The sequence below is a fragment of the Pseudomonas sp. MM211 genome, from assembly GCF_020386635.1.
Lineage (GTDB): Bacteria > Pseudomonadota > Gammaproteobacteria > Pseudomonadales > Pseudomonadaceae > Aquipseudomonas.
This window is the reverse complement of sequence record NZ_CP081942.1, coordinates 5105378-5128255: the sequence shown is the minus strand read 5'-3', so window position 1 is coordinate 5128255 and position 22878 is coordinate 5105378. Positions and strand designations below refer to the sequence as shown.

The following is a 22878-nucleotide window of genomic DNA, read 5'->3' as shown; positions in this document are numbered from 1 at the left end:
CTCTGGCACCGCCTCCAGGAAGCCAAACCATGAGTCAGGAAATTCTTCTTCTGGTGCAGAAATGCGCCCACACCTTCAGCTTCTACGACGTCGAAAGCGGCGATGCGATCAAACACATCCGTCTGCCGGACTTCCCCCACGAGTTCGTGGTGGATTCGAAGAATCGCTTCGCCTATGTCGGCCACTACGGTATCGAAACGTCCAGCCATGAAGGCGAGGGCGGCTGTTCGGTGTTCGTCATCGACCTGGAAAAGGGCGAGCACGTGCGCACCCTGAGCATCTGGCCGTTCCGGCGCCCCCACGGTTTGGCGATGGACGACCAGGATCGCCTCTATGTGCTCAGCGAGGGCGACTCGACCCTGCTGATCTTCGATCAGCCGCACATCAAGAACACGCCGGATCGGGCGATTCCGTCCGGTGGTTACAAGAGCCACCTGGTAGCCCTCAACCGCAGTGGCGAGACCGCCTTTGCCCTCAACCTGCTGAGCAACACCATCACCCGCCTCAAACCGCAAGACCCGACCGTTGCCCCCGTGCCTCTACAGCCGGGCAGCATGCCCGAGGGCAACTGCTTCAGCCGTGACGAGCGCACGTTGTACGTCGCCACCCGGGGTGACAACAGCATCGTCGCCGTGGATGTCGAGACCCTCGAAGTGACTCATCGCGGCCGCACCGGCGCCGACCCGACGCGCATCTATCTGGATCGCCAGGATCGCCTGTACGTGACCAACTATGCGGAGCACTCGATCTCGGTGTTCAACACCGCGCTGGAGGAAATTCACCGTATCGAGATGGACACCCATGCCATCGCCATGAGCCTGCACCCAACCCGTGACCTGGCTTTCGTCACCCTCAAGGATCAGCGCGTGGGCATGCTGGATCTGCAAACCTTCACCTTCCAGCGTTACTTCCACACCCTGCTCGAGCCCGATGTATCCCAGGTCATCGTGCGCTGAAGTCCCGTCATTATCGGAGAGTACCCATGAGCAACGCTTTCATTCGCGGTATCGCCACCCTCAGCCTGGCCCTGTTGTTGCCAGGCGTGGCCGCACAGGCGCAAGAGCGCAGTTTCAAGCTCAGTGCCGGTGACCCCATCGATGCTCCAGGGCCCCAGGGCGCCAAGCTGTTCGGCGAGCACCTGAAGACCGAGAGCGACGGTGCGCTGAGCGTCAAGGTGTTCCCGTCGGCGATGCTTGGCAACGATGTGCAGATGCTCGGTGCACTGCCAGCAGGCACCATCCAGTTCGCGCTGGTGGGGGCGCCGACCCTGGTAGGGCTGGTCAAGGATTTCGGTGTGCTGGATCTGCCCTACCAGTTCAATTCCACCGCCGAGGTGGATGCCATGCTCGACGGGCCGATGGGCCAGCAATTGCTCGCAAAACTGGAAGAGAAGGGCATGGTCGGCCTGGGTTTCTGGGAGATCGGCTTCCGTAACCTGACCAACAGCAAACGGCCCATCGAGAAATGGGAAGACCTCAAGGGGTTGAAAATTCGTACCGTGCAGAGCCCGGTGTTCCGTACCTTCTTCGATCACCTGGGGGCCAACGCCCAGCCGATGCCGATCAATGAAGTGTTCAGCGCCCTGGAAATGCACGCCATCGATGGCCAGGAAAACCCCATCTCGCTGATCGCTACCCAGCGCTACAACGAGGTGCAGAAGTACCTGACCCTCAGTGAGCACATTTACACCGCCTACGTACTGCTGATGAGCAAGAAGACCTGGGATGCGCTGGACGATACCCAGCGTGCTCAGGTGCGCAAGGCCGCCGAGCAGGCACGCAGCGAACAGCGCCAGCTGGCACGCCAGGCCAACAGCGAGAAGCTGGCCGAGTTGAAGGCGTCGGGTATGCAGGTCAACGCCCTCAGCGACGAGCAGCGCCAGCGTTTCGTCGATCAGGCGAAGGTCGTCACCGAGCAGGTGCGTGGCAGTCTCGACGCCGACTTCGTGAATGCCTGGCAGGCCGAACTGCAGCGCATTCGCGAGGCCAACTGAGATGCCCGATTGCCTGCATCAGCGCCTCGGCCTGCCCCATGCCGCCGACGGGCAGCGATTGATCGATGCCCACCATCACCTGTGGAACCTCGACACCCATCGCTACCCCTGGCTGCAGGATGAAGTCGATCAGGGCTTCTTTCTCGGCGACTACGCACCCCTGCGCCGTAACTATCTGCCGGAGGATTATCTGGCCGACAGCGCCGGCCAGCGGGTGCTCGCCACGGTGCATTGCGAAGCCGAGCACGAGCGTGCCGATCAGGTGGCGGAAACCCGCTGGGTGCACGAGCAGCATGCGCGCTACGGCTTTCCCAATGCGGTGGTGGCCCATGTCTGGTTCCACCGCCCGGATTGCGAGGAGATCCTTGGCCGGCATCTGCAGTACCCGCTGCTACGCGGTATTCGCAGCAAACCGGTGACCGCCTCGCGTCCCGAACTGGCCGCCAGCGTGCGTGGTCAGGCCGGCAGCATGCAGGACGATGCCTGGCTGCGCGGCTTTGCCTTGTTGGCCAAACACGGTTTGTCCTGGGATCTGCGCGTGCCGTACTGGCACCTGCAGGAAGCGGCGCAGGTCGCCGCCGCCTTTCCCGAGGTGCCCATCGTGCTCAACCACATGGGCTTCCCCTGGGATCGCAGCGCGGCCGGGCTCGAAGGTTGGCGCATCGGCATGCAAGCACTGGCGGCGCAGCCGAATGTCCGCGTCAAGATTTCCGAGCTCGGCCTGCGTGATGAACCATGGACGCTGCAGAGCAATCGCGGCGTGATCGAGGAAACCTTGTCGATGTTCGGCATCGAGCGCTGCCTGTTCGCCAGTAACTATCCGGTGGCCGGTTTGCGCATCGGTTATGGCGAACTGGTCACCGCGATGAGCACGGTGCTGGAGGGGTACGACAGCGCGCAGCGCGATGCCTTTTTCTGGCGTAACGCCAAGGATTTCTACCGGATCGAACTGGAGGGCTAGCCCTACCAGCGGCACCCCGTAGTCGCTGGCGAACGCCTCTCACCTGATCTTTTCCGTGCACTCCAGCATCGGGCCATTGGCTCGAGGGGGAGGCGTTTGCCCGACGTTTCATCAGCCGCCCCGGTGACGCTTTGCCGGGTGCGGCTGCCCGATAACGCGCAGATGGCTTTTGCCGCTCAAGGCATTTCCTGTGGTTATCACTGAATGCGCATAAGTGATTATCCGCCGCCAAACGCTGTGGCTAGAGTCGGCGGCAGCAGGCAGCGATGGCTGTCGCGATAAACCAATAAGAAGCCCGCCTTGAGTCCCTCGCAAGGTGATGACGGGCAAAGAAGGAGCTGACCATGACAACAAAAATATCGGTCGAGGCACTGGCCTGGGCAATCGCCAAAAGTTGCATGCGTCTCCTGTCCTTTCTGACCCACCGACTCAATCGTCCCTCAACCACCCTAGCCGTGCCGCTGAAGGCAGCGCGTGTCGGCTGATCGCCAATACGTCGTGAAAGGAGCTGTGAACATGAAAATAAAATCCATCCGCACCCGTGTCTTTGAATGGAAAGGCAAGGTCGTACCGCCGCAGGCACATTTCTGCACCAATGCCAGCGATATTCTCTTCGAGCGCGGCGATGCCATGGGCTCGTTCCGTTTCCATGGCTGGCTGGTGGTGGAAGTGGAGACCGACACCGGCATCGTCGGTATTGGCAACTGCGCCTTGGCGCCCCGTGTGGCCAAGGAAATCATCGACACCTACCTGGCGCCCATCGCTATTGGCGAAGACCCCTTCGACAACGAATACATCTGGCAGAAGATGTACCGCCAGAGCCACGCCTGGGGCCGCAAGGGCATCGGCATGGCAGCGATCTCGGCGATCGACATCGCCATCTGGGACATCATGGGCAAGGCGGTGAACAAGCCGGTGTTCAAGCTGCTCGGTGGGCGCACCAAGGAGAAGATCTGGACCTACGCCTCCAAGCTCTACGCCAACGACAATCTCGACCTGTTTCTCGAGGAGGCTCAGGGCTATCTCAATCAGGGTTTCACCGCGCTGAAGATGCGCTTCGGCTACGGTCCCAAGGACGGCCCTGCAGGCATGCGCCGCAATATCGAGCAGGTACGTGCGCTGCGTGAACTGGCCGGTCCGGATATCGACATCATGCTCGAGTGCTACATGGGCTGGACCCTGGAATACGCCCGCCGCATGCTACCGAAACTCGCCGAGTTCGAGCCGCGCTGGCTGGAAGAGCCGGTGATCGCCGATGACCTGGAAGGCTACATCGAGCTGAAGAAGATGGGCATCATGCCGATCTCCGGTGGCGAGCACGAGTTCACCTCCTACGGCTTCAAGGACATGCTCGAGCGCCGCGCCGTGGACGTGATCCAGTACGACACCAACCGCGTGGGCGGCATCACCGCAGCGCGCAAGATCAACGCCATGGCCGAAGCCTGGTCGGTGCCGGTGATCCCCCACGCCGGGCAGATGCACAACTACCACCTGACCATGTCGACCACCGCTTCGCCGATGGCCGAGTTCTTCCCGGTGTTCGACGTCGAGGTCGGCAACGAACTCTTCTACTACGTATTCAAGGGCGAGCCGGCACCGGTCAATGGCTACATCCAGCTGGACGACAACAAGCCCGGTCTGGGCCTGGAAATCTCCACCGAGTACCTGAGCGAGTTCAACATCATCGAGTGATGGTCGCTCGGCGCGTTGCCATCAGCCCCGGTTCGTCCGGGGCTTTTTGCGTGGGCCCAACCATGGGCGGGTCTGCGCCAGTTCGATGAAGGCTCTGGCCGCCGGGGACGATTGCCGTGCGTCCACCACGGCCAGGCCGACCCGGCGTGGGCTCGCCGGGTCGAGGGCGCGGGTCACGTAGGGCGCCTCCTCGCTGATGGGCAGCGATGAGGCCGCAACGACGCTGATCGCATCGCCACGCCCGACCAGTTCCAGGGTGCTGAGCAATTGCGAGGTCCGGTAACGGATGTTGGGTTGCAGCCTGGCCGCGAGGAACAGCCGCGAGACGATCTCGCTGGAGCCGGCTTCGGTCAGCACGAAGGGATCGCTGCACAGTGCCTTGAGGGGCACGGCCGTTTCGAGTGCCAGTGCATGCTCCCGGGGCAGCAGGGCGACCATCTGATCTTCGAGCAGCGGATAGGTATCGAAGCGTTCTTCGGGGAGTACCACGAAGCCGACGTCGATGCGTCTGTCTTCCAGCCACTGCAGTACCTGCCGATCCGGACCTTCGTCGACGTGCACTTCGATGCCCGGGTAGGCCAGCCGATAGGCCTGCAGAATCGCCGGCAGCAGGCGTATCGATGCCGTGGGGCCGAACGAGCCGATACGCAGCGTGCCCTGTTTCATGCCCCGCGCATCCAGCGCTTCCTGGCGCATGGTTTCCGCCATGCCGAGCATCACCTGTGCTCTTTGCAGGAGTCGCGCGCCGATGTCGGTCAGCTCGATATGGCCCTGGTGCCGATGCAGCAGCTCGACCCCGAGCTCCTGCTCCAGCGCGCGAATGGCATGGGAAACCCCCGACTGCGAGATGCCGAGCTGTGCCGCCGCCGAGGTAAAGCCGCCGCGCGCCGCGACGATGGCGAAGATTTCCAGTTGAGTGAGGGTCATCGCCGGTAGCTGCTCATGAGTGATCACTCATTTCCCTATGACTGCGTATCTGCAGAAGTATGCCCGAGCTGCGCCTATCCGTCCGCTGCTCCGACACCCGGGGTCTGCGCGTGGGCGTGGTTCCCTCTCACCTGCCGTAGAACAACCATGCACGAAAATTCGACGATTCGCCTTTCACCGGACCTGCCGACCTACCTCAAGCTGGCCTTGGTCGCGATCATATGGGGCGGCACCTTCGTCGCTGGCCGCTACATGTCCAGCGACCTGAGCCCGGTGCTGCTGGCCAGCCTGCGGTTCATCCTGGCCGCGCTGGTACTGGTGGCTTTTTTGGCGCTGTCGAAGCGTGGTTTCGTGCCCATGAGCCTGGGCCAGGCCGTGCAGGTCACGCTCCTTGGCCTGGTCGGCATCTATGCCTACAACCTGTTCTTCTTCTCCGGGCTGAGCTACATCGACGCGTCCAGGGCATCGCTGATCGTCGCCAGCAATCCTGCGCTAATGGCGATCTGTGGCTACCTGTTCTTCAGGGAGCGAATCTCCACAGTGCAGATGGCCGGTATCGCCTTGTGCCTGCTCGGTGCAGGTGTGGTCATCTTCGCTCGGGCACCCCAGGGGCTGGCGTCCGTGCAGGGACACTGGCTGGGCGATGCGCTGATCTTCGGTTGTGTGCTGAGCTGGGTGGTGTACAGCGTGTTCTGCAGGAGCGTTGTGCAGGCCATCGGTGCCTTGCACACCGTGTGCTATTCGGTGATAGCCGGCGCGGTGATGCTGAGCGCCACGGCGTTGTTCATGGGCGAGATGAACAGTGCCGCCTTGCGCAGCCTGTCCGTCACCGATGCGCTCTGCCTGGCGTACCTCGGGGTGCTGGGCTCGGCCGCTGCCTACGTGATGTATTACGACGCCATCCAGCGAATCGGCGCGACCCGGGCAGGCACCTTCATCGCCCTCAATCCGTTGACGGCGGTATTGGCCGGGGTGCTGTTGCTCGATGAACGGCTGAGCATGGCGATGGCGTTGGGGGGCGCTCTGGTAATCCTCGGCATCCTGCTGTGCAACCGCAGGGCCGTGTCGTCGCGCAATAGCGTGCCGACGGCAGCGTGCAAAAGCCCCTAGCGGCGTCCGCGCAACAGCCCGAACACCCCGACAACGGCCAGCAACAGCAGCAACGCCACAGCAGCGGTGCTCACGTACAGGCCCGTGGTGCCGAGCAGCGGTTTCTCCACCCGCTGATAGGTGGGCTGTTTGAGGAGCAGATTCAGCGCTGCGTCGAGCTGTGCGGTATGGATCTGGCGCAGCTCAGCGGCGTGATCAGTGAAGCGGCCTTCCTCGTAGTCGGCCAACGAATTCCAGTACGTGTCGGCGAGGGCGCTGTTGCCCTGGGCTGTCCAGTTTTGGCGGGCGAGGGCGACGTTGCGCAGGCGCTCGACGGTATCCGCGCCCAGGCCGTCATCGGCGAGCTTGTGCAGCAGGTCGTGCAGGCGTTGCAGGGTTTGCTCGACATCGCCGCGCGCCACCTCGGCGTTGATGCTGAAGAAACTGCTGCTGGCATAGGCACTGCGTTCGACACTCGGCCCATAGGCCAGACCGTGCTCGAGGCGCAGATCGCGATACACCGCCCATTGCAGGTAGTCGCGCAGCAACTGCCAGGTGCCGTGGTCGAGTTCGCCGACGAAGGGTTCGGCGAAGATCAGATGCACCTTGGCGGTTTCACCGACCAGGCCGTTGTTCAGCGTACGTTCGGGCTTGGCTTCGCCGGTGCTATCCGGCAGTTCGCGTAGCTCGGGCATGGGGCCGGGCGGCAGTTCACCGAAGCGCCGTTCGAGGTAGGCGGGCAGGCGGCGATCCAGATCGCCGACCATGATCAGGGTCATGTTGTTGGCGACGTACCACTCGCTGCGCAGGCGCTCCAGGGCATCGGCCGTCAGATGCTCCAGGTTGTCCGGCTCGGCACAGGCCAGGCCCAGTTCTGCAGCCAGCTGCGCGGTGGCGTCATCCGCGCTGCCGGAGCTGCCGAGCAGGCGCTGCCAGGCAGCAGGGTGTTCGCCATTCTCGTGGGCGATGACGCCCTTGGCGGCGTCGATGCGCGCTTCGTTCAGCTCGGTGTTGAACAGCGCCGAGAGCAGCAGATCGAGGGCGGCGCGCTGATTGGCTGCCGGCACTTCAAGTACGAAGGTGGTGTCGCTGTCGCGGGTGTAGGCGTTCCAGTCACCACCGAGGGCCTGCATGCGTTCTTCCAGTCCGGCCTCGCCGCTGTCGTCGATGCCGCTGAACAATAGGTGTTCGAGCAGGTGCGGCAGCTCCTTGTGGCGACAGTCGAACTGATCGAAGCCGACGCCGACCACCAGGCGAATGGACACATGGCCGCGTTCGCTGGTGGGCTTGAGGATCAGTTGCAGGCCGTTGTCCAGCGGGTAGCCTTCCACCTTGAGGCGGTCGCCGCCAGCAGGTGGCTGCACAGCAACAGGCTCAGCAACAACGTCAGCGTGCGGCCGGTGGAGAGCACTACTCGCCACCTTCTTCGGCGAGCAGGGCGCCGGTTTCATGGCTGCCGAGTACGGCGTAGGCACTTGCGCAGAACAGCGAGTTGAGGCGTTTCATATCGTCGATCAGTTCCAGGTGGAGAGAGCTGGTTTCCAGACTCTTGACCACCTGCTTGTGCAGACGTTCGACATGTAAATGGGTCAGCCGGCGCTCCTGGATGCGGAAGCGACGCTTCTCGCGCAGCAGTTGGCGAGCGGCATCGGCGTCAGCGGAGAAGAATACCGACAGCCCCAGACGCAGGTTACCGAGCAGGCGCTCCTGCAGTTCGGTGAGTTCTACCAGGCCGCTTTCTGAGAAGGCGTGGCGCTGTGAGGTCTTCTCGTCCTGAATCTTGCCGAGCATGCGTTCGATGACGTCGCCGGCCCGTTCCAGGTTCGATGAGAACTCGATGATCTCTGCCCAGCGCCGGCTATCGTGCTCGCTCAATTCCTCTCTCTGTACCTGGGCGAGATACAGCTTCACCGCGGTGTAGAGGGCGTCGATATCGTCGTCGATACGACGCAGGTCCTTGCCGAGAATCGGCTGGCTGCCACGCAGGGCGTCGAGCAGGTGGCCGAGCATGCTGTCGACCAGGTCACCGATGCGCAGGGTTTCACGTACCGCATTGGACAGCGCCAGGCTCGGCGTGGACAGCGCAGTGGGATCGAGGTGGCGAGCCTTGGCGACGGCGTTCATGTCCGGGCGATCCGGCAGCAGCCAGTTGCAGAAGCGCGCCATGAGGCCGAGGGTCGGCAGCATCAGCACGCAACGCAGGCTGTTGTAGAGCACGTGAAAACCGATGACCAGTTCCGCCGGATGCCATTTGAGGCTGTCCAGCCAGTGCACCAGCGGGTCGAGTACCGGAATCACCAGCACCAGGCCGATCAGCTTGTAGAGCAGGCTGCCCAGGGCCACGCGGCGCCCGGCCTGGCTCTGCATGCTGGCATTGAGAAAGGCCAGCACGCCGCTGCCGATATTCGCACCGATCACCAGGCCGATAGCCACTGGCAGGCCGATCACCCCGGCACCGGTCAGCGTCGCGGTGAGCAGCACCGCAGCCAGGCTCGAGTAGGAAATCAGCGCGAACAGTGCACCGACCACGGCGTCGAGCAGCAGGTCGCCGGTGAGCGAGGCGAACAGTACGTGAATGCCCTTGGCTTCGGTGATCGGCGTGGCGGCGGCGACGATCAGCTGTAGCGCCAGGATCATCAGACCCAGGCCGATGGCCACACGACCGAGCTGGCTGGCGCGGGTCTGCTTGCGGGATAGGAAGAACACCACGCCAAGGAAGATCAGCAGCGGCGACAGCCAACTGAGGTCGAAGGTCAGCACCCGCGCCATCAAGGCGGTACCGACGTCGGCACCGAGCATGATCGCCAGCGCCGGGGTCAGCGCCATCAGGCCCTGGCCGACGAAGGAGGTGACCAGCAGTGCCGTGGCGTTGCTGCTTTGCACCAGCGCGGTCACGGCAATGCCGGCGACGAACGCCATGGGCCGTTTGCCGACGTTGTGGCTGAGCACGCGACGCAACTGTGAGCCGTACACCCGCAGGATGCCGGTACGCACGATATGGGTGCCCCAGATCAGCAGGGCAATGGCGGAAAGCAGATTGAGCAGAGTCAACATCACGCATCTCCCTGATACGCAGATTCGATCCCGATACTTGGGATACTGCCGGTGACGGGCTACCAGGGGCGCCAGTCACATACGAGGGCGTCTGCTTGTCGAACAAGCTTTCAATTCAACTGTAGCTGCAGCCTGTGCAGTATCTCAAACGAGTCGCTGCGAGGGGCGCCGACTCTGTGGCTGGCTGTCAGCGACAAAATGGCGACAAGCACTGGGAGAGCGACTCGCAGCCAAGTTTGCAGAGGATTCCTGCTGGTGGGGTGAGCGCTACGATCTGCTGGCAGGCAGATCGGTGGTGCGATCAGGCTTCTTCTGCGGTGGCGACGACGCGGCAAGCCGCTTTCAGACGCAGTAGACCAACACCCGTCAGCAGAAGCAGCCCCCATACGGGAAACAGCCAGTGCAGGCCGACCAGGTAACTGATGCTGCCGCCGAGCAGGGCGCCCAGCAGCATGCCGAGGGTTTGCGCCAGGTTGAAGAGGCCGGAGATACGGCTCTTGTCCGGTAGCAGATGGCTGAGGCGTGTGACATTGGCGAGGTGGATGGCCGAACCTGCCAGACTCAGCAGCAAAGCCGCCAGCAGCAGGCCAGGAAAACTGTCGGCCCAGCCCAGCAGCCCGAGCGCTACCAGTACCAATAGCAGGGCGCCGGGATACACCCGCTGATGCCCAAGGTGGCTGATCACCGAGCCCAGTCCGAACAGCGCCAGCACCGAGACCAGCCCTTGTGCCGATACCAGCGCCACCGCCTGGTAATCAGGCCAGCCGAGCACCTCGATGCACAGCACCAGGGCGAAGGTCGCGAACACGCTCATGGTGGCGCTGCTGGCGCATTCGATCAGGCAACTTTCGGTCAGGCTGCGCTGGCTGAACATGTCGCGCAATTGCTGGCCCAGGCTGCTGCGGCTGGGTGCTGCCGGCGCTTCCTGCCAGAACCCCGCACCGTAGAACGCCATGCCGGTGAAGCACAGCGCGATCACCACGAATGCGCCGGCGAACCCGGCCTGCCCATAAAGCACGCTGCCCAGCCAGGGGCCGAGAAGGCCCAGGCCGATCATCACCGAGCCGCGAAACCAGCCCGCCTTGTTCAGGCCGATATGCGGCAATTGCTGGAGAAACAGGGTGTTCATGGCCACCACGCGGAACGGCACGCAGGTGCCGATCAACAGGCGCATGGCGGCCAGCCACAACCAGCCTGGCGACAGCAGGATCGCCAGGTTGAACAGGGCCGGGCCGAGGCTGGCGAGCAGGTAGATACGCCGCGAGCCGAAACGGGCGATGAGAAAGCCAGCGGGCAAGGTCAGGAATACCATGCCCAGCGACTCCATCGCGCTGATCAGGCCGATCTGCACGCTGTTCGCACCAATCTCCAAGGCGTACAGCGTGGTGACGATCTTTGCCATGCCCAGGGTCGAGCCGCTGATCACGGCAAGCAGCAGGAAGTGCGAGAGAAAGCCACGTGCCGGTGCACTCATCGCGCATCCTGAAACAGATCTTCCAGCTCACCTGCCAAGGCTTCGGCCGCGCGCAGAGGGGCAGGGTCGATCCAGGCGTCGAAGTCGAAATCGGCCGGCAGGAAGCCTTCGCTGAGCAGAAAGGCTTTCTGGGCGGCCAGGCCCTTGATGTACTGCTCGCTGAGGTCCGGGCGCAGGCGGTGGTGGAAGTTGTCGCCATAGCCCTGCCAGATAGCGGCCGCGCTGGAGTTGGTTTCCGCGGCCAGTGCGGCAGCTGCCTCGTCGGGATGCTCACTGGCCCAGTCGGCGGTGGCGATCAGCACAGCCAGGTAGCGGGCGACCAACTCCGGCGCCTGCTCCACCAGGCTGCGGTTTACGGTGATCGGGCGTGGCGTACCGGCGTTGACGCGCACCAGCGGATCCGGGTGCTGGTTGATGTCGAGCAGGGCGCGAAGGCCGTGTTGTTCGGCCAGACGCACGCTGTTGGCACCCTTGGCGTAGATCGCCGCGACGTCGCCGTCCAGCAGCGCCTTGAGCAACGCCGCACGGTCATCGCCGGGAGATGCCTGGCCTGTTTCGCGCAGGTCGAACTCGCCGCCGCCGATATCCACGAAGGTCACCTCATCGCGCGCGACGCCCGCCAATTGCAGCGCGGTTAGCAGGCCGCGCAGGTGCGCGGTGCGGGCGATATCGACGTTGCGGGTCTGGTGGTTGGGCAGCCCCAGGCGCTGGCCGCGCAGATCCGCGGGCACGCGCAGCGGGCTGTCTTCACGCACCAGCAGTACCTGACGTTCATCGACCCAGGTAATGCCCACCACCACGGTGTCCTGGCCGCTGGCACGTGCCCAGATCGGTGGCACGTTACCGCCCTCGCGGAACATGTTGTCGTGGCCATGGTTGTAATGCGCTTCACGCACGCCGGCATCGGCAGATGCGCGTACCGACTCCAGCGTTACGCCCTGTTCGGCGAATGCGCGGTGCAACCAGCGGTAATGCTGGGCGATACCCGACGTGGTAGGTACCGGGCAACGGCTGTACCACAGGGATGAGCAACCGGCGGCGATATGGGTGACTGGTGTGGTATTGGGCTGGCTCATGTGCGCTCCTTATCGTTGAGCAGGGGCTGAGTGAGCTGTTCGAACAGCTCAACCCAGTGATCGATGATGGTGAGTACCTGATGGAAGCTACGCGGGTCGGCCATGTTCAGGCCGAGGCTGTCGAGCAGTGTCTGCGCCGACTGTGAACTGCCCTGGCGCAGCAGTTCACACCATTGCCCGGCTGCGCGAGGATCGTTGGCCAGGCGTGGCAGGAACAGGCTGGCGATGCTCTGTCCGGCCGCGTAGGTGTAGGGGTAGAGGCCCATGTAGTAGTGCTGCTGGCGCAACCAGGTCAGGCCGGCATCCGCGTCGATGTCCACGGCATCGCCCCAGAAGCCTCGCAACACGTCCAGCTTGATCCGCTGCAGCGCCTCGGCACCCGGCAGTACGCCGTTGTCGGCAGTCTGGTAGACCTGGTACTGGAATTCCGATTCGAGGTAGTGGGTGACGAAGTTGTGGTAGTAGCTATTGAGCAGTTCGAAAACCGCCAGCAGGCGCTGTTGTTCGTCACCGGTTTCCAGCAGGTGCTGGGCCAGCAGCAGCTCATTGAGGGTCGACGGCGCCTCGATGAAGTAGCGCAGCGGTGCCGAGTTGAGCGCCGACTGATGGGTATGCGACCAGTAAAAATGCACGGCATGACCCAGTTCATGAGCAAGCAGAAACAGGTCGCGGGGCGTGCCCGTCCAGGTCATCAGCACATAAGGGTGTGGGCCGAAGGGGCTGGCGCAGCCGGAGCTGTCGGCCTTGTTCGGTTGTTGCCCGTGCTCGATCCAGCGTTCGTCGAAGGCCCGTTGCAGCACCCCTGCATACTCGCTGCCCAGGCGATGACCCGCAGCGACGATTGCTGTGCGTGCTTCGTCGAGCGTCAGCGTGCCGGCCAGTTGCGGCGGGTAGGCCTTGAGGTCATGAAAGCTGAGGCGATCGAGGCCCAGCAGACGGCGCTTCACATCGACGAAGCGGCGCATCAGCGGGGCGAGCCCAGTGTTGAATACGCTGCGCTGGCTGGCGAAGTAGCTCGAAGGCACGCCTTGCTGCCAGAACAGAAAATCCACGGTGCTGGAGAAACCGCGCAGACGAGCCAGGCTGACCTGACGACCAACTTCTCCGGCATAGGCCGCGGCGAACGCATGCTGATGCGGCTTCACGGCCTCGGCGAAAACGGCCTGCGCGCTGCTGCGTAGCATGGCGTCATGGCTGGTTTCGAAGCGTTTCTCGAACAGTGGCAGGGTAAAGCGCTGTTGCCTGCCGCGCTGGTCGACGACCTCGGCGAAACGCAGGTCGCCTGCCTTGATTCGTCGGTATACCTGCACCGGTAATTGCAGGCTCGAGTCCAGCGCTGCCAGCGCCTGTTCAGTATCAGCCGTCAGGTAATGCTGGCGCCCCTGGCGATACAGCTCGGCCTTGCCCCGGTAGGCGGCCAAGCCCGGCGCAGCGCGCTCCCAGGTTTCCCAGGTGGCGCTGTGCGCGGCGGCGAGATGGCTGGTCAGCGCGACACTCAGGCGCGCAACGCCCGCACTGAGTTCGCGCAGGCGTGTGCTGTCGGCCTGTACCCGCGTATCGCGGGTATCGACGAAGCCCTGCACACCCACGTAAGTGGACAACCGACCGAGTTCGCGCTGCAAGCCGTCGAGGCGTTGCAGCCAGGCCAGCAGCGACGCCCCTTCGCTCGGTAGCGCCAGGCTTTCCAGGCTGAGTTGCAGGCGCGTCTGCAGGTCGAGCCGCGCCCGCTCCCAGTCCGCTGGCCGGTGGAACAGGTCTTCCAGCGCGCAAACCACGCCGCAGGCGCCTTGCGTCGCGGATGCCAAATCGCTCATGGCGTCCTCAACGCAGGTGGGTGAAGTAGCTGTAGCCCAGGCGGGCGAGACGCTGCGCCGCCTGTTCCACTGCGCTCACTTCGCCCAGCAGCACCACGGGCACGTCCGCTTGACCCTGCAGACCTTCGACGCTGGCTTGCCAGTTTTCGAGGCTCACGGGGTGTGGCGTTACCACTTTCTCCAGCAGCGGATCATGGTGGTCGACACTGATGACTTGCAGCGGCAGACCGGACGCCAGTGCTTCGCTGAACTCGCTGAATGTAGAGGGATGCACGCCGGATACCGCCTTGCGCTGTCCGGCGGGTGGGGTGTTCTTGTAGTGCGGGCTGTCGGGGGCGGCGAATACCGGCAGGTTGGAGTTGGCGTCGTCGTCCAGGCCGGCGTCGTAGAGGTGCAGGTGCAGGGTCTGGATGTCATCTTCGACTTCCAGGGTGTGGAACAGGCCGCTACCGATAAAGGCCGGTTCGCCCGGAATCACGTCATCGATACGCAGGGCTTCGAGGCGCCCCTGGCCGTCTACCGAACCGTCGTCGGTGCGCTGATAGATGCGATTGCGTTCCAGCCCTTTCACCGCGCCCATGGCCACCCAGGCCGGATGGGTATGGGGTTGGGTCTGTACCTTGCCGTAAATGCCGCCGGTGATGTACAGCGCGTTCTGCTTGTCGCTTTCTTCGCCCAGGCGATAGAGACCGGCATGGGTGTCTAGCTTGATCGGGAAGCTGCCGATGGGAAACAGCTCGCTCTGCTGGCTCAGGGTATTCAGCGCGTTCTTGATGCGCGTGGCGAAAGCCGGGCTTTCTTTCTGCTCTTCACGTTTGGTGGCGCGCACTTCGCTCAGTAGCGCCTGAATGGCCTGGCTGCGTTTATGGATCAGGGACATGTCTCAGTTCTCCACTTCAGATTGTTGGGCGCTGTACTGCGCGTGTTGTTCGGCGACCCAGGCGTTGGCCGGGATGCCGTAGCGTTTTTCCAGATCGATGATCAAACCGCTGCGGTGCCAGTCGGCGACCACCGTGTCGAGAAAGGCGCGCAGTTGCGGGCGTTCGTTGCGCAGGGTGATCGACCAGTAGGCGAAGTCCTGGCTGGGTAGCTTGATCTCGAAGTTGTTCCACACCTGGTGGCTATCGCGCTGCAGCAGCACCTCGAAGTAGGTGTCGTAGGCCACCAGGCCCACGCAGCGACCATCGACTACGGCTTTCTGCGAATCGACTTCGCCGCCGAAGTAGGTGACGAAGTCGATGCCGAAGCGCCGCTCGCCGGTCTTCAGCCAGGAGTTGGTCGGTGACGAACACACCGGTTTGCCACGCAGCGATTCCCAGCTGTCGATACGGCTCGATTTGAGCGCCAGGATGGTGGTGCCCGAGCGGTAGAAACCGGGCTCGGCGAAGTCCAGCAGCGCTTTGCGTTCCGGCGAGTTGGAGAGGGTCGAAACCATGAAGTCGCAACGTCCCTGGCGGACGAACTCGATACGGTTGGTGGGCGTGACCCGTACCACATTGAGCGTCAGCGGTTTTTCCAGACGCGCCTCCAGGCGCTTGTGCACATCGACGATCAGGTCGTGCACCAGCCCGGCCGGCTTATCCTGTTCGTCGTAATAGGCGAACAGTGGGAACGCCATGGTGGTGCACACCGCCACGCGCCCACGTTCCTTGATGTAGGCCAGGCCATCGGCCAGTTCCTCGGCCTGGCTGGCGGCACTCCAGGGCAGTGTCAGCAGAGCCGTCAGCAGGGTGCTGGCGACTGCGGCAGGGTGGCGAATCCATGTCCGGCTCATGCTGCACCGCCTTCAGCAAAGCGATTGGCAGGGCGCGCCAGACCCAGTTTCTCGCGCAATGTACCGTCGGCGTATTCGTGCTTGAACAGCCCTCGGTCACGCAGGATCGGCAGCACCTGATCAGCGAATTCGCTGAGGTTGTCGTCCAGGTACAGCGGTTTGAAATTGAAGCCATCCGCGGCGCCACCTTCGAACCAGCGCTGCAGATCGTCGGCGATATCTTCGGCCGTACCGGTGACCACCCGATGCCCGCCGGAACCGGCGACCTGTATCGCCAATTGGCGGATGCTCAGGTTGTGCTCGCGCGCCTGGCGCAGGAACAGCGCCTGCTTGCTGCGGTTGCCGTTGGTGAGCGTCAGGTCGGGCAGTGGGCCGTCCAGCGGATAGCTCGACAGGTCGGTTCCACCGGACAACGCGGAAAGAAACGCCACGGCGACATCAATATCGATCAGCTCGTTGAGCGCCTGCAGTTTGTCCTGTGCTTCCTGGCGGGTGCGGCCGACCACGGCGGACAACCCGGGCATCAGCAGTTGCTGATCAGCGGCGCGGCCATTGGCGACCACGCGCTCCTTGAGCGCCTGGTAGAAAGCCTGTGCCGGTTGCAGTTCCTGTTGGGTGGTGAACACCACGTCAGCCACGCGCGCGGCCAGACGCAGGCCTTCCTCGGAAGAGCCGGCCTGTACCAGCAGCGGGTGGCCTTGGGGCGGACGTGGCACGTTCAGTGGGCCGCGCACGGAGAAGTGTTCGCCGCGATGATTGAGGGCATGCACCTGGTTGAGGTCGACGTAACGGCCGCTGCTCTTGTCGCGGATGAAGGCGTTGTCATCGACGCTGTCCCATAGCGCGCGCACTACATCGACGAATTCCTCGGCACGTCCGTAACGGGCCGAGTGTTCGAAGTGCTGCTCGCGGCCGAAGTTGGCCGCCTCGGCGTCGGTCAGCGAGGTGACCATGTTCCAGCCCGCGCGGCCGTGGCTCAGGTGGTCGAGCGAGGCGAAGCTGCGCGCCACGTGGTAAGGCTCGTGGTAGGAGGTACTGGCCGTGGCCACCAGGCCGATCTGCCGGGTCACGGCCGACAGCGCGGCGAGCAATGTCAGCGGTTCCAGTACGGCGCTGCCAGCCGAACGCTCGGCAGTGGCGTTGTCACGTACCGGAAAGGACAGCCGGTCGGCGAAGAACAGCGCGTCGAACCCGGCGGCTTCGGCGATCGCTGCGGTGCGGCGGTCTGCTTCGAAATCCAGCAGATTGCTGCGTGCCGCGGGGTGGCGCCAGCCAGCCACGTGAGCGCCGGCGGCGGCGGGGAACAGAAACAGCTTGATGTGCCGAGGGGCGGTCATGGGGGTTCTCACAGGCAGTTTTCGAGGAAGCGCTGGGTGCGCGGATCTTGCGGCGCTGCGAACAGTTGTGCGGGTGGGCCCTGCTCGACGATGCGGCCCTGGTCGGTGAAATAGATGCGGTCGGCGATACCGCGGGCGAACTGCATTTCGTGGGTGACGATCAGGCAGGTCACACCACTGGCGGCCACGTCCTTGATGGTGGTCAGCACTTCTTTCACGGTCTCCGGATCCAGTGCGGCGGTTACCTCGTCGAACATCATCACGTCGGGGCGCATCGCCAGGCTGCGGGCGATGGCCACCCGTTGCTGCTGGCCGCCGGACAGCTGGCCGGGAAACGCCAGCGCCTTGTCTTCCAGGCGCACCTTGCGCAGCAGTTCGCGGGCATGGGCACGGGCTTCTTCCAGGGGCTCCTTGAGTACGCTGGTCGGTGCAAGGGTGATGTTGTCGAGCACGTTCAGGTGCGGGAACAGGTTGTAGCTCTGGAAGATCAGGCCGATGCGCCGGCGCAGCGCCAGCAGATCCACCTGCGGGTCGTCGACGCGAATGCCGCAGACCTCGATCTCCCCGCCATCGATGGGCGCCAGGCCGTTGAGGGTGCGCAGCAGGGTGGATTTGCCGGAGCCTGACGGGCCGATCAGGCAGACGATTTCGCCTGCCGCCACTTCCAGAGAAAAACCGTCCAGAACCAAGGTGTCCTGGAAGGATTTGCGGATATTGCGCACGACGATCTGCGGACGCGATGGGACGGTTGGCTCAGTCATGCGGGCTCCATTTGCGCTCCAGAACTTTCGAGTAACGGGAGATCGGGTAGATGTAGAAAAAGAACACCAGGAACACGAACAGATAACCGGGCAGCAGCAGTTCCGGGCGCGACTCGCCGGCCAGGCGCAACTGCATGGTGGTCATCATGTCTTCGATGCCCAGAAGGCTGGCCAGGGCGGTGGCCATGGTCACGGTGCAATAGAGGTTCATCCAGGCCGGCAGCATGCTGCGCAGCGCCTGGGGGATGATCACCTTGCGCAGGATCTGGCGACGATCCAGGCCCAGCGAAGCCGCGGCATCCCATTGCGCCAGGGGGATCGACTGAATTCCGCCGCGTACCACTTCGGCGGCATAACCCGAGGCGGTAAGCGACAGGCCCATGGCAACCTTGATCCAGTCTGGAATCTGCCGGTATTCGCCGAACACACGTACCTCGAAGGGGATCAGGTACATCATGAAAAAGATCACCACCAGCCAGGGCGCATTGCGAAAGAACAGGGTGAAGCCGCGCGCTGGCCGTGCCAGTGCCGCTCGCGGCGAAACCTGCAGGGCGCCGAGCAAGGCACCGAGTAGCGTGGCGCAGACCACCGAGACCAGGCCGATGCCGATGTTCACGCTGAAGCCGCCGAGCAGGGCAGGCAGCCAACTGATCAGCAGCTTCACAGCGTCGCCGTTGGCCAGCAGCCAATGACCGGCACCCGCCAGTACGGCCAGCGCCAGCAGACCCATGGGCGTTAGCAGCGCCTTGTACCAGGCGCTCCAAGGTTGGCGAGCCACTGGCTGGCCGCTCACTGTCTGCCTGTTCATACGCCGTGGTACCCCGGTAGTTTCAAGCGCCGCTCCAGAGCGCGCATGCCCATGGACACGCCGCCGAGCAGAAGGAAATAGGTGAGGAACAGCACGGCCATCATTTCCGGCACGTTGTAGTTGTCGCTCCAGATCCGATTGGCCGCGTAAGTCAGCTCCGGCACCGCGATGGCGTAAGCCACCGAGGTGGACTTCACCGATTGCACCAGGCCGTTACCCAGCGCCGGCAGGCTGTTGCGCAGGGCCAGTGGCAGCACCACCTTGCGAAAGATCTGCCCTGGCGCCAGCCCAAGGGACTGAGCCGCCTCGCGGGTGGAGGTGGGCACCGCATCCAGGCTGCCGCGAATCGCCTCGACCTGATACGCGCCGCCATGCAGCCCCAGCACGAACACCGCCCAGAGGAAGTTGGTGAGCAACTGGTTCTGCACGCCGCCTTCGTTCAGCTCGAACGACAGCAGCGCGCCAAGACCGAAGTAGAAGAAGAACAGTTGGATCAGCAGCGGGGTGTTGCGCAGCACTTCGATGTACAGCCCCACTAGCTGACGTGCGAAGAGCCAGCGCGAGCCTTTCATCCAGGCGCCGACCACGCCGATCGCCAGGGCGATCAACGCGCTGATCACACTCAGCGCGAGGGTTAGCCCGAGGCCCAGCAGGAAACGCTGGCGGTCGATCGGATCCCAGAGGATCGTCAGGTTTATTCCCAGCCCTGTGAGGGCCTGTTGCAACGCATCCATGACGGTCGCCTTACCAGGAGTAATTCAGGTTGGCGTAGTAGAAGGCGCCGTCCGGCGACAACGGTGAGTAGCTGGTGTACTGGAACGAGCCGCCGGTGTTGTTTTCCGGGCGGGTGCGATCCGGGCGCACGTCGAACAGGTTGTCGGCACCAACGCTCAGCTTCCAGTTGTCGGCCCAGGAGTAGGAGGCGGATAGATCCACCGTCCACTTGGAGGCGAACTTCTGGTCGAGCGACGGGTTGGTGTTGCTGTAGATCCAGAACGAGCCATAGCGATTCAGCGCGGCGTGCAGGTCGATGCCTTGCTGGGTGAACGAGTAGTCGCCAGCCAGAATCAGCTTGTGCCGAGGGTTGGTGTCGGTGAGCTGGCCGATTTCGCGGCGCTCCACCAGGCTCACGGGAATATTTAGCTGTTGCAGGATTGCCGGACTGGCGGCCTGGTCGGTGATCTTGGTGCGGTTGTAGGAGTAGGCCACGGTGCTCTTGAACAGGTCACCATTGTCCAGCCGGTAGCGATGCTCGCCAGCCAGATCGACGCCAATGGTGCGAGTGTCCGCCGCATTGGTCATGTACCGCACGCTCTGGTAGTTGTCGTCGGTCACGCCGTTGTTCGCGAGGAACTGACGCACTGCTGCCGAACTGACGGGGAGGCTGGATGACAGGTTGATGCGATCCGCCACGCTGATCCGGTAGGCGTCCAGTGTCAGGCTCAGGTTGTCGGTCGGGCGCAATACCAGGCCAAGGGTCTGGCTCAGGGATTTCTCCGCTTCCAGATCCTCGGCGCCGAGCAGGCGGGCAATGTTCGAATCCACGGCAAAGGTGCCGGACTGCACGGTGACCACGCCGGCACCCAGATCCTGTCCTTGAGTCTGGATGCTGGAATAGTGTTGCTGGGTCAGGCTGGGGGCACGGAAACCATTGGAGATGGAACCACGCAGGGCAACCCGTGGCGTGAAGTCGTAGCGCCCTGAAAACGAGCCGGATACCGAGTTGCCGAAGTCGCTGTAATCCTCGTGACGGGCTGCCAGCGACAGGGTGAGTTTGTCGGTCGGTTTGACTTCCAGGTCGATGTAATTGGCCAGGCTGTGGCGGCTCCAGTCCCCCGCACTCTGTGGGGAAATACCCGGCATGGCCAGTGCGCCCGCGCCGAACCAGGACGCCGCGTCGCCGGCCTCGATCTGCAGTTCCTGCGACTGGTATTCCACGCCGAGGGCCAGCGACAACGGCGAGGCCAGACCCACATCGAAGGTGCGCGACAGGTTGAGATTACCGACGCTCTGGGTGGTTTCGTAGGTGCCGTTGTAGAAGTGCGTGGGCGAGCTGCCTGTGGCGGTGTAGAGCGAGATGTTCATGCTCTTGATGTAGGGCTTGTAGGTGTTGCGGCCCCAGTCCACCGAGGCGTCATATTTCCAGTCGTCGGTGAGGTTGCCGCGGCCACCGATCACCAGGCCGAGGTCGTCGATCTCCGGGTCGTAACGCGGCAGGAAACCTTCCGGGTAGATATTGGCGACCACGGCGGTTGGCCGCTGTCGGCCGTAATGGCTTTGCGCTTCACGGTGGCTGTAGGTGCCGAAGCTGTAGAGGTTGAGCGCGTCGTTGACCTGGAAGTCGCCGTTGAAGGCCAGCTTGCTGCTCTCCAACGCTGGGGCGCCGATCTTGTGGGTGGTCTGGCCGGTCAGGCCGTCGGTTTGCGCAGCCGGCGAGGTATCGCCACCTGCGCGGTTGGTGGCCTCGTTGTGCTGGCCTTCGGCCGACAGCGTCAGCGAACCACGATCACCGAGGGCGAAGCCAGTGTAGCCCTGCAGCTCACGGCGCGTGCCGTCGCCATCGTCGTAACGACCCAGAGTGGCATTCACCGCGCCGCCTTCGCTTTGGTTCTTGAGGATGATGTTGATCACCCCGGCAATGGCATCCGAGCCATAGCGGGCCGAGGCACCATCACGCAGCACTTCGACGCGCTCGATGGCGGATACCGGGATGGCGCCCAAATCCGTAGGGTTGGTACCGCGCCCCAGTGCGCCGCCGGTGTTGAGGAACGCGCCACCGTTGCGGCGCTTGCCGTTGACCAGCACCAGTACCTGATCAGGTGCCAGGCCACGCATTACCAGCGGGCGTACAGCTTCGCTGCCGACCGTGTTGTGTGGCCGCGGTACGCTGATTGACGGCAGCAGCTTGTTCAAGGCGCCGGCCAGATCCGCAGTGCCCTGACTGCTCAGCTGTTCGGCGGTGATGACATCGATGGGTTGCAGCGCTTCACTGGCCAGCTTGCCGGTCGCTCGGGTACCGGTGACGACCACGGTATCCAGCGCGTTGGCGGTGGCGCCGGTTGGCGTCTGGGCCTGGACGGCAAATGCCAGCCCGCTCAGGCCGAACAGGGGGAGTGCACGCAAGGCAGAGGCGTAAGATCTTTTTCTCATGGCGTTGGCTCGATCGTGAATGCATGACTTGATTCATACGCGATCTGCCGACAGGTACGCGATAGCGAAAATTATCTGGGTCTTTTCTTGGCTCTTATGCAGGTATCCTCTAGGATTAAATCTGCTTAGGCTTTTTGCCAAGGTTAAAATAACTCTATTGGATTTAATTTTTATTAGAAATAACTTTTTGATCTATCAATATTCGCGATAGGAGATTTATAGAGCAATGTTTTCGCTAAAGAGTGATTCGGGGGCTGCCAAGGAAGAGCAGGTTGCTGCAGTACCTGCCGTCGATGACTTTGTCGAGCGATTGAAGAAAATCTGCTCGATCGCCGGAAATGCCAGCGCATTGGCGAAAAAAGCCGGAATATCCAACAGCGGATTCAGTCGTTACCTCAATGGAGGAGAGCCCTCGCGCAAGGTGCTGATCAGCCTCGCTCAGGCGGCAGGTGTCAATCTGAATTGGCTGGCGACCGGCGAGGGGGCGATGGAAAAAAGTGCCGAAGCGGCACGCCCAGGCTCGCTGACTCTGCTGCCGTTTCTCGGTACAGCGGAATCGCCCGGTGACGAGGTGATTCCCGGGCGCAAGAAAAACCTAACCTCGCAAGCGTTCTGTCGTTTCTGGCTGGGCAGCCATGGGCTGGACAGCAAGACGCTGGCGGCCATGCAGATTCGCGGTGACAGCATGTCGCCTACCGTGCGTGACGAGGATCTGGTGCTGATCGACGTCAATGCCAAGGACATCCAGGACGACAAGATCTATGTGATCCAGGATGCCGACAGCCTATTGATTCGCCGCCTGCAACTGCAGCCGGGCGGCAAGGTGCGCACGCTGTGCGATAACCCGACCCACCGCGAGTTCGAAGTGCCGCGCGAAGCGCTGGAGATTGTCGGGCGTGTGGTGTGGCGAGGGGCGTTGCTTTAGCGCTGCTCCATACGCTGTTTTTTGATAGGCATAAAAAAACGGG

Annotated in this window: 20 protein-coding genes; 7 read left to right on the top strand and 13 right to left on the bottom strand. The window is 63.1% G+C overall.

Going from position 1 to position 22878, the window contains the following annotated elements; all coding sequences use genetic code 11:
* Positions 1 to 29: 29 nt before the first annotated feature.
* The 5 genes from K5Q02_RS23550 (at position 30) to K5Q02_RS23530 (ending at position 4646) form a co-directional block, all read left to right on the top strand.
* Complete coding sequence (locus K5Q02_RS23550; protein WP_225834940.1) at positions 30 to 956, top strand: YncE family protein; 927 nt, start codon at positions 30 to 32, stop codon at positions 954 to 956.
* Positions 957 to 982: 26 nt separating this feature from the next.
* Positions 983 to 1993 carry a TRAP transporter substrate-binding protein gene (locus K5Q02_RS23545; RefSeq protein ID WP_225834938.1) on the top strand — a complete coding sequence of 337 codons (1011 nt, stop codon included), beginning with the start codon at positions 983 to 985 and terminating at the stop codon, positions 1991 to 1993.
* A 1-nt stretch (position 1994) separates the two neighbouring features.
* Positions 1995 to 2954, top strand: coding sequence for an amidohydrolase family protein (locus K5Q02_RS23540; protein WP_225834936.1), 960 nt, complete (start codon positions 1995 to 1997; stop codon positions 2952 to 2954).
* 344 nt (positions 2955 to 3298) lie between these two features.
* Complete coding sequence (locus K5Q02_RS23535; protein ID WP_225834929.1) at positions 3299 to 3439, top strand: hypothetical protein; 141 nt, start codon at positions 3299 to 3301, stop codon at positions 3437 to 3439.
* A 31-nt stretch (positions 3440 to 3470) separates the two neighbouring features.
* Positions 3471 to 4646 carry an L-rhamnonate dehydratase gene (locus K5Q02_RS23530; RefSeq protein WP_225834928.1) on the top strand — a complete coding sequence of 392 codons (1176 nt, stop codon included), beginning with the start codon at positions 3471 to 3473 and terminating at the stop codon, positions 4644 to 4646.
* Positions 4647 to 4667: 21 nt separating this feature from the next.
* On the opposite strand, the gene K5Q02_RS23525 is transcribed toward K5Q02_RS23530, so the two are convergent.
* Positions 4668 to 5573 carry a LysR family transcriptional regulator gene (locus K5Q02_RS23525; protein WP_225839850.1) on the bottom strand — a complete coding sequence of 302 codons (906 nt, stop codon included), beginning with the start codon at positions 5571 to 5573 and terminating at the stop codon, positions 4668 to 4670.
* Between the two features lie 147 nt (positions 5574 to 5720).
* On the opposite strand from K5Q02_RS23525, the gene K5Q02_RS23520 reads away from it, so the two are divergent.
* Entirely contained in the window at positions 5721 to 6683 is a 963-nt protein-coding gene (locus tag K5Q02_RS23520) for a DMT family transporter (RefSeq protein WP_225834927.1), read from the top strand.
* On the opposite strand, the gene K5Q02_RS23515 is transcribed toward K5Q02_RS23520, so the two are convergent.
* From K5Q02_RS23515 to K5Q02_RS23460, 12 genes are all read right to left on the bottom strand, one after another.
* Positions 6680 to 8026, bottom strand: a complete 1347-nt coding sequence (locus K5Q02_RS23515) for a M16 family metallopeptidase (protein ID WP_225834926.1) — start codon at positions 8024 to 8026, stop codon at positions 6680 to 6682. The two genes, K5Q02_RS23520 and K5Q02_RS23515, sit on opposite strands and share 4 nt — an antisense overlap.
* 46 nt (positions 8027 to 8072) lie before the next feature.
* Entirely contained in the window at positions 8073 to 9716 is a 1644-nt protein-coding gene (locus K5Q02_RS23510) for a Na/Pi cotransporter family protein (RefSeq protein ID WP_225834925.1), read from the bottom strand.
* 301 nt (positions 9717 to 10017) lie between these two features.
* Entirely contained in the window at positions 10018 to 11190 is a 1173-nt protein-coding gene (locus K5Q02_RS23505) for an MFS transporter (protein WP_225834924.1), read from the bottom strand.
* Complete coding sequence (locus tag K5Q02_RS23500; protein WP_225834922.1) at positions 11187 to 12266, bottom strand: ABC transporter substrate-binding protein; 1080 nt, start codon at positions 12264 to 12266, stop codon at positions 11187 to 11189. The genes K5Q02_RS23505 and K5Q02_RS23500 overlap by 4 nt, the downstream gene beginning before the upstream one ends.
* Complete coding sequence (locus tag K5Q02_RS23495; RefSeq protein WP_225834920.1) at positions 12263 to 14080, bottom strand: M3 family metallopeptidase; 1818 nt, start codon at positions 14078 to 14080, stop codon at positions 12263 to 12265. The genes K5Q02_RS23500 and K5Q02_RS23495 overlap by 4 nt, the downstream gene beginning before the upstream one ends.
* Positions 14081 to 14087: 7 nt before the next feature.
* Positions 14088 to 14960: a hypothetical protein gene (locus K5Q02_RS23490; protein WP_225834918.1), complete on the bottom strand. Its 873-nt coding sequence runs from the start codon at positions 14958 to 14960 to the stop codon at positions 14088 to 14090.
* Positions 14961 to 14963: 3 nt separating this feature from the next.
* Positions 14964 to 15854, bottom strand: coding sequence for a transporter substrate-binding domain-containing protein (locus K5Q02_RS23485; RefSeq protein WP_225834916.1), 891 nt, complete (start codon positions 15852 to 15854; stop codon positions 14964 to 14966).
* Complete coding sequence (locus K5Q02_RS23480) at positions 15851 to 17191, bottom strand: LLM class flavin-dependent oxidoreductase (protein WP_225834914.1); 1341 nt, start codon at positions 17189 to 17191, stop codon at positions 15851 to 15853. Before K5Q02_RS23480 ends, K5Q02_RS23485 begins: the two co-directional genes overlap by 4 nt.
* An 8-nt stretch (positions 17192 to 17199) precedes the next feature.
* Positions 17200 to 17952, bottom strand: coding sequence for an amino acid ABC transporter ATP-binding protein (locus tag K5Q02_RS23475; protein ID WP_225834912.1), 753 nt, complete (start codon positions 17950 to 17952; stop codon positions 17200 to 17202).
* Entirely contained in the window at positions 17945 to 18760 is an 816-nt protein-coding gene (locus K5Q02_RS23470) for an amino acid ABC transporter permease (protein ID WP_225834910.1), read from the bottom strand. The genes K5Q02_RS23475 and K5Q02_RS23470 overlap by 8 nt, the downstream gene beginning before the upstream one ends.
* Positions 18757 to 19494 (bottom strand): amino acid ABC transporter permease, encoded by a 738-nt coding sequence (locus K5Q02_RS23465; protein ID WP_225834909.1) that lies wholly within the window; start codon positions 19492 to 19494, stop codon positions 18757 to 18759. The genes K5Q02_RS23470 and K5Q02_RS23465 overlap by 4 nt, the downstream gene beginning before the upstream one ends.
* Before the next feature lie 10 nt (positions 19495 to 19504).
* Entirely contained in the window at positions 19505 to 21910 is a 2406-nt protein-coding gene (locus K5Q02_RS23460) for a TonB-dependent receptor plug domain-containing protein (protein WP_225834907.1), read from the bottom strand.
* A gap of 226 nt (positions 21911 to 22136) precedes the next feature.
* Here K5Q02_RS23460 and K5Q02_RS23455 point away from each other — a divergent pair, with 226 nt between their 5' ends.
* Positions 22137 to 22835, top strand: a complete 699-nt coding sequence (locus K5Q02_RS23455; protein WP_225834905.1) for a LexA family transcriptional regulator — start codon at positions 22137 to 22139, stop codon at positions 22833 to 22835.
* The last annotated feature ends 43 nt before the right edge of the window (positions 22836 to 22878 follow it).

What these genes read in the sequence shown, in the direction of transcription:
- K5Q02_RS23550 (WP_225834940.1), top strand. Translation starts at nt 30, where the DNA reads ATGAGTCAGGAAATTCTTCTTCTGGTGCAGAAATGCGCCCACACCTTC.
- K5Q02_RS23545 (WP_225834938.1), top strand. Translation starts at nt 983, where the DNA reads ATGAGCAACGCTTTCATTCGCGGTATCGCCACCCTCAGCCTGGCCCTG.
- K5Q02_RS23540 (WP_225834936.1), top strand. Translation starts at nt 1,995, where the DNA reads ATGCCCGATTGCCTGCATCAGCGCCTCGGCCTGCCCCATGCCGCCGAC.
- K5Q02_RS23535 (WP_225834929.1), top strand. Translation starts at nt 3,299, where the DNA reads ATGACAACAAAAATATCGGTCGAGGCACTGGCCTGGGCAATCGCCAAA.
- K5Q02_RS23530 (WP_225834928.1), top strand. Translation starts at nt 3,471, where the DNA reads ATGAAAATAAAATCCATCCGCACCCGTGTCTTTGAATGGAAAGGCAAG.
- K5Q02_RS23525 (WP_225839850.1), bottom strand. Translation starts at nt 5,573, where the DNA reads ATGACCCTCACTCAACTGGAAATCTTCGCCATCGTCGCGGCGCGCGGC.
- K5Q02_RS23520 (WP_225834927.1), top strand. Translation starts at nt 5,721, where the DNA reads ATGCACGAAAATTCGACGATTCGCCTTTCACCGGACCTGCCGACCTAC.
- K5Q02_RS23510 (WP_225834925.1), bottom strand. Translation starts at nt 9,716, where the DNA reads ATGTTGACTCTGCTCAATCTGCTTTCCGCCATTGCCCTGCTGATCTGG.
- K5Q02_RS23505 (WP_225834924.1), bottom strand. Translation starts at nt 11,190, where the DNA reads ATGAGTGCACCGGCACGTGGCTTTCTCTCGCACTTCCTGCTGCTTGCC.
- K5Q02_RS23500 (WP_225834922.1), bottom strand. Translation starts at nt 12,266, where the DNA reads ATGAGCCAGCCCAATACCACACCAGTCACCCATATCGCCGCCGGTTGC.
- K5Q02_RS23495 (WP_225834920.1), bottom strand. Translation starts at nt 14,080, where the DNA reads ATGAGCGATTTGGCATCCGCGACGCAAGGCGCCTGCGGCGTGGTTTGC.
- K5Q02_RS23490 (WP_225834918.1), bottom strand. Translation starts at nt 14,960, where the DNA reads ATGTCCCTGATCCATAAACGCAGCCAGGCCATTCAGGCGCTACTGAGC.
- K5Q02_RS23485 (WP_225834916.1), bottom strand. Translation starts at nt 15,854, where the DNA reads ATGAGCCGGACATGGATTCGCCACCCTGCCGCAGTCGCCAGCACCCTG.
- K5Q02_RS23480 (WP_225834914.1), bottom strand. Translation starts at nt 17,191, where the DNA reads ATGACCGCCCCTCGGCACATCAAGCTGTTTCTGTTCCCCGCCGCCGCC.
- K5Q02_RS23475 (WP_225834912.1), bottom strand. Translation starts at nt 17,952, where the DNA reads ATGACTGAGCCAACCGTCCCATCGCGTCCGCAGATCGTCGTGCGCAAT.
- K5Q02_RS23470 (WP_225834910.1), bottom strand. Translation starts at nt 18,760, where the DNA reads ATGAACAGGCAGACAGTGAGCGGCCAGCCAGTGGCTCGCCAACCTTGG.
- K5Q02_RS23465 (WP_225834909.1), bottom strand. Translation starts at nt 19,494, where the DNA reads ATGGATGCGTTGCAACAGGCCCTCACAGGGCTGGGAATAAACCTGACG.
- K5Q02_RS23460 (WP_225834907.1), bottom strand. Translation starts at nt 21,910, where the DNA reads ATGAGAAAAAGATCTTACGCCTCTGCCTTGCGTGCACTCCCCCTGTTC.
- K5Q02_RS23455 (WP_225834905.1), top strand. Translation starts at nt 22,137, where the DNA reads ATGTTTTCGCTAAAGAGTGATTCGGGGGCTGCCAAGGAAGAGCAGGTT.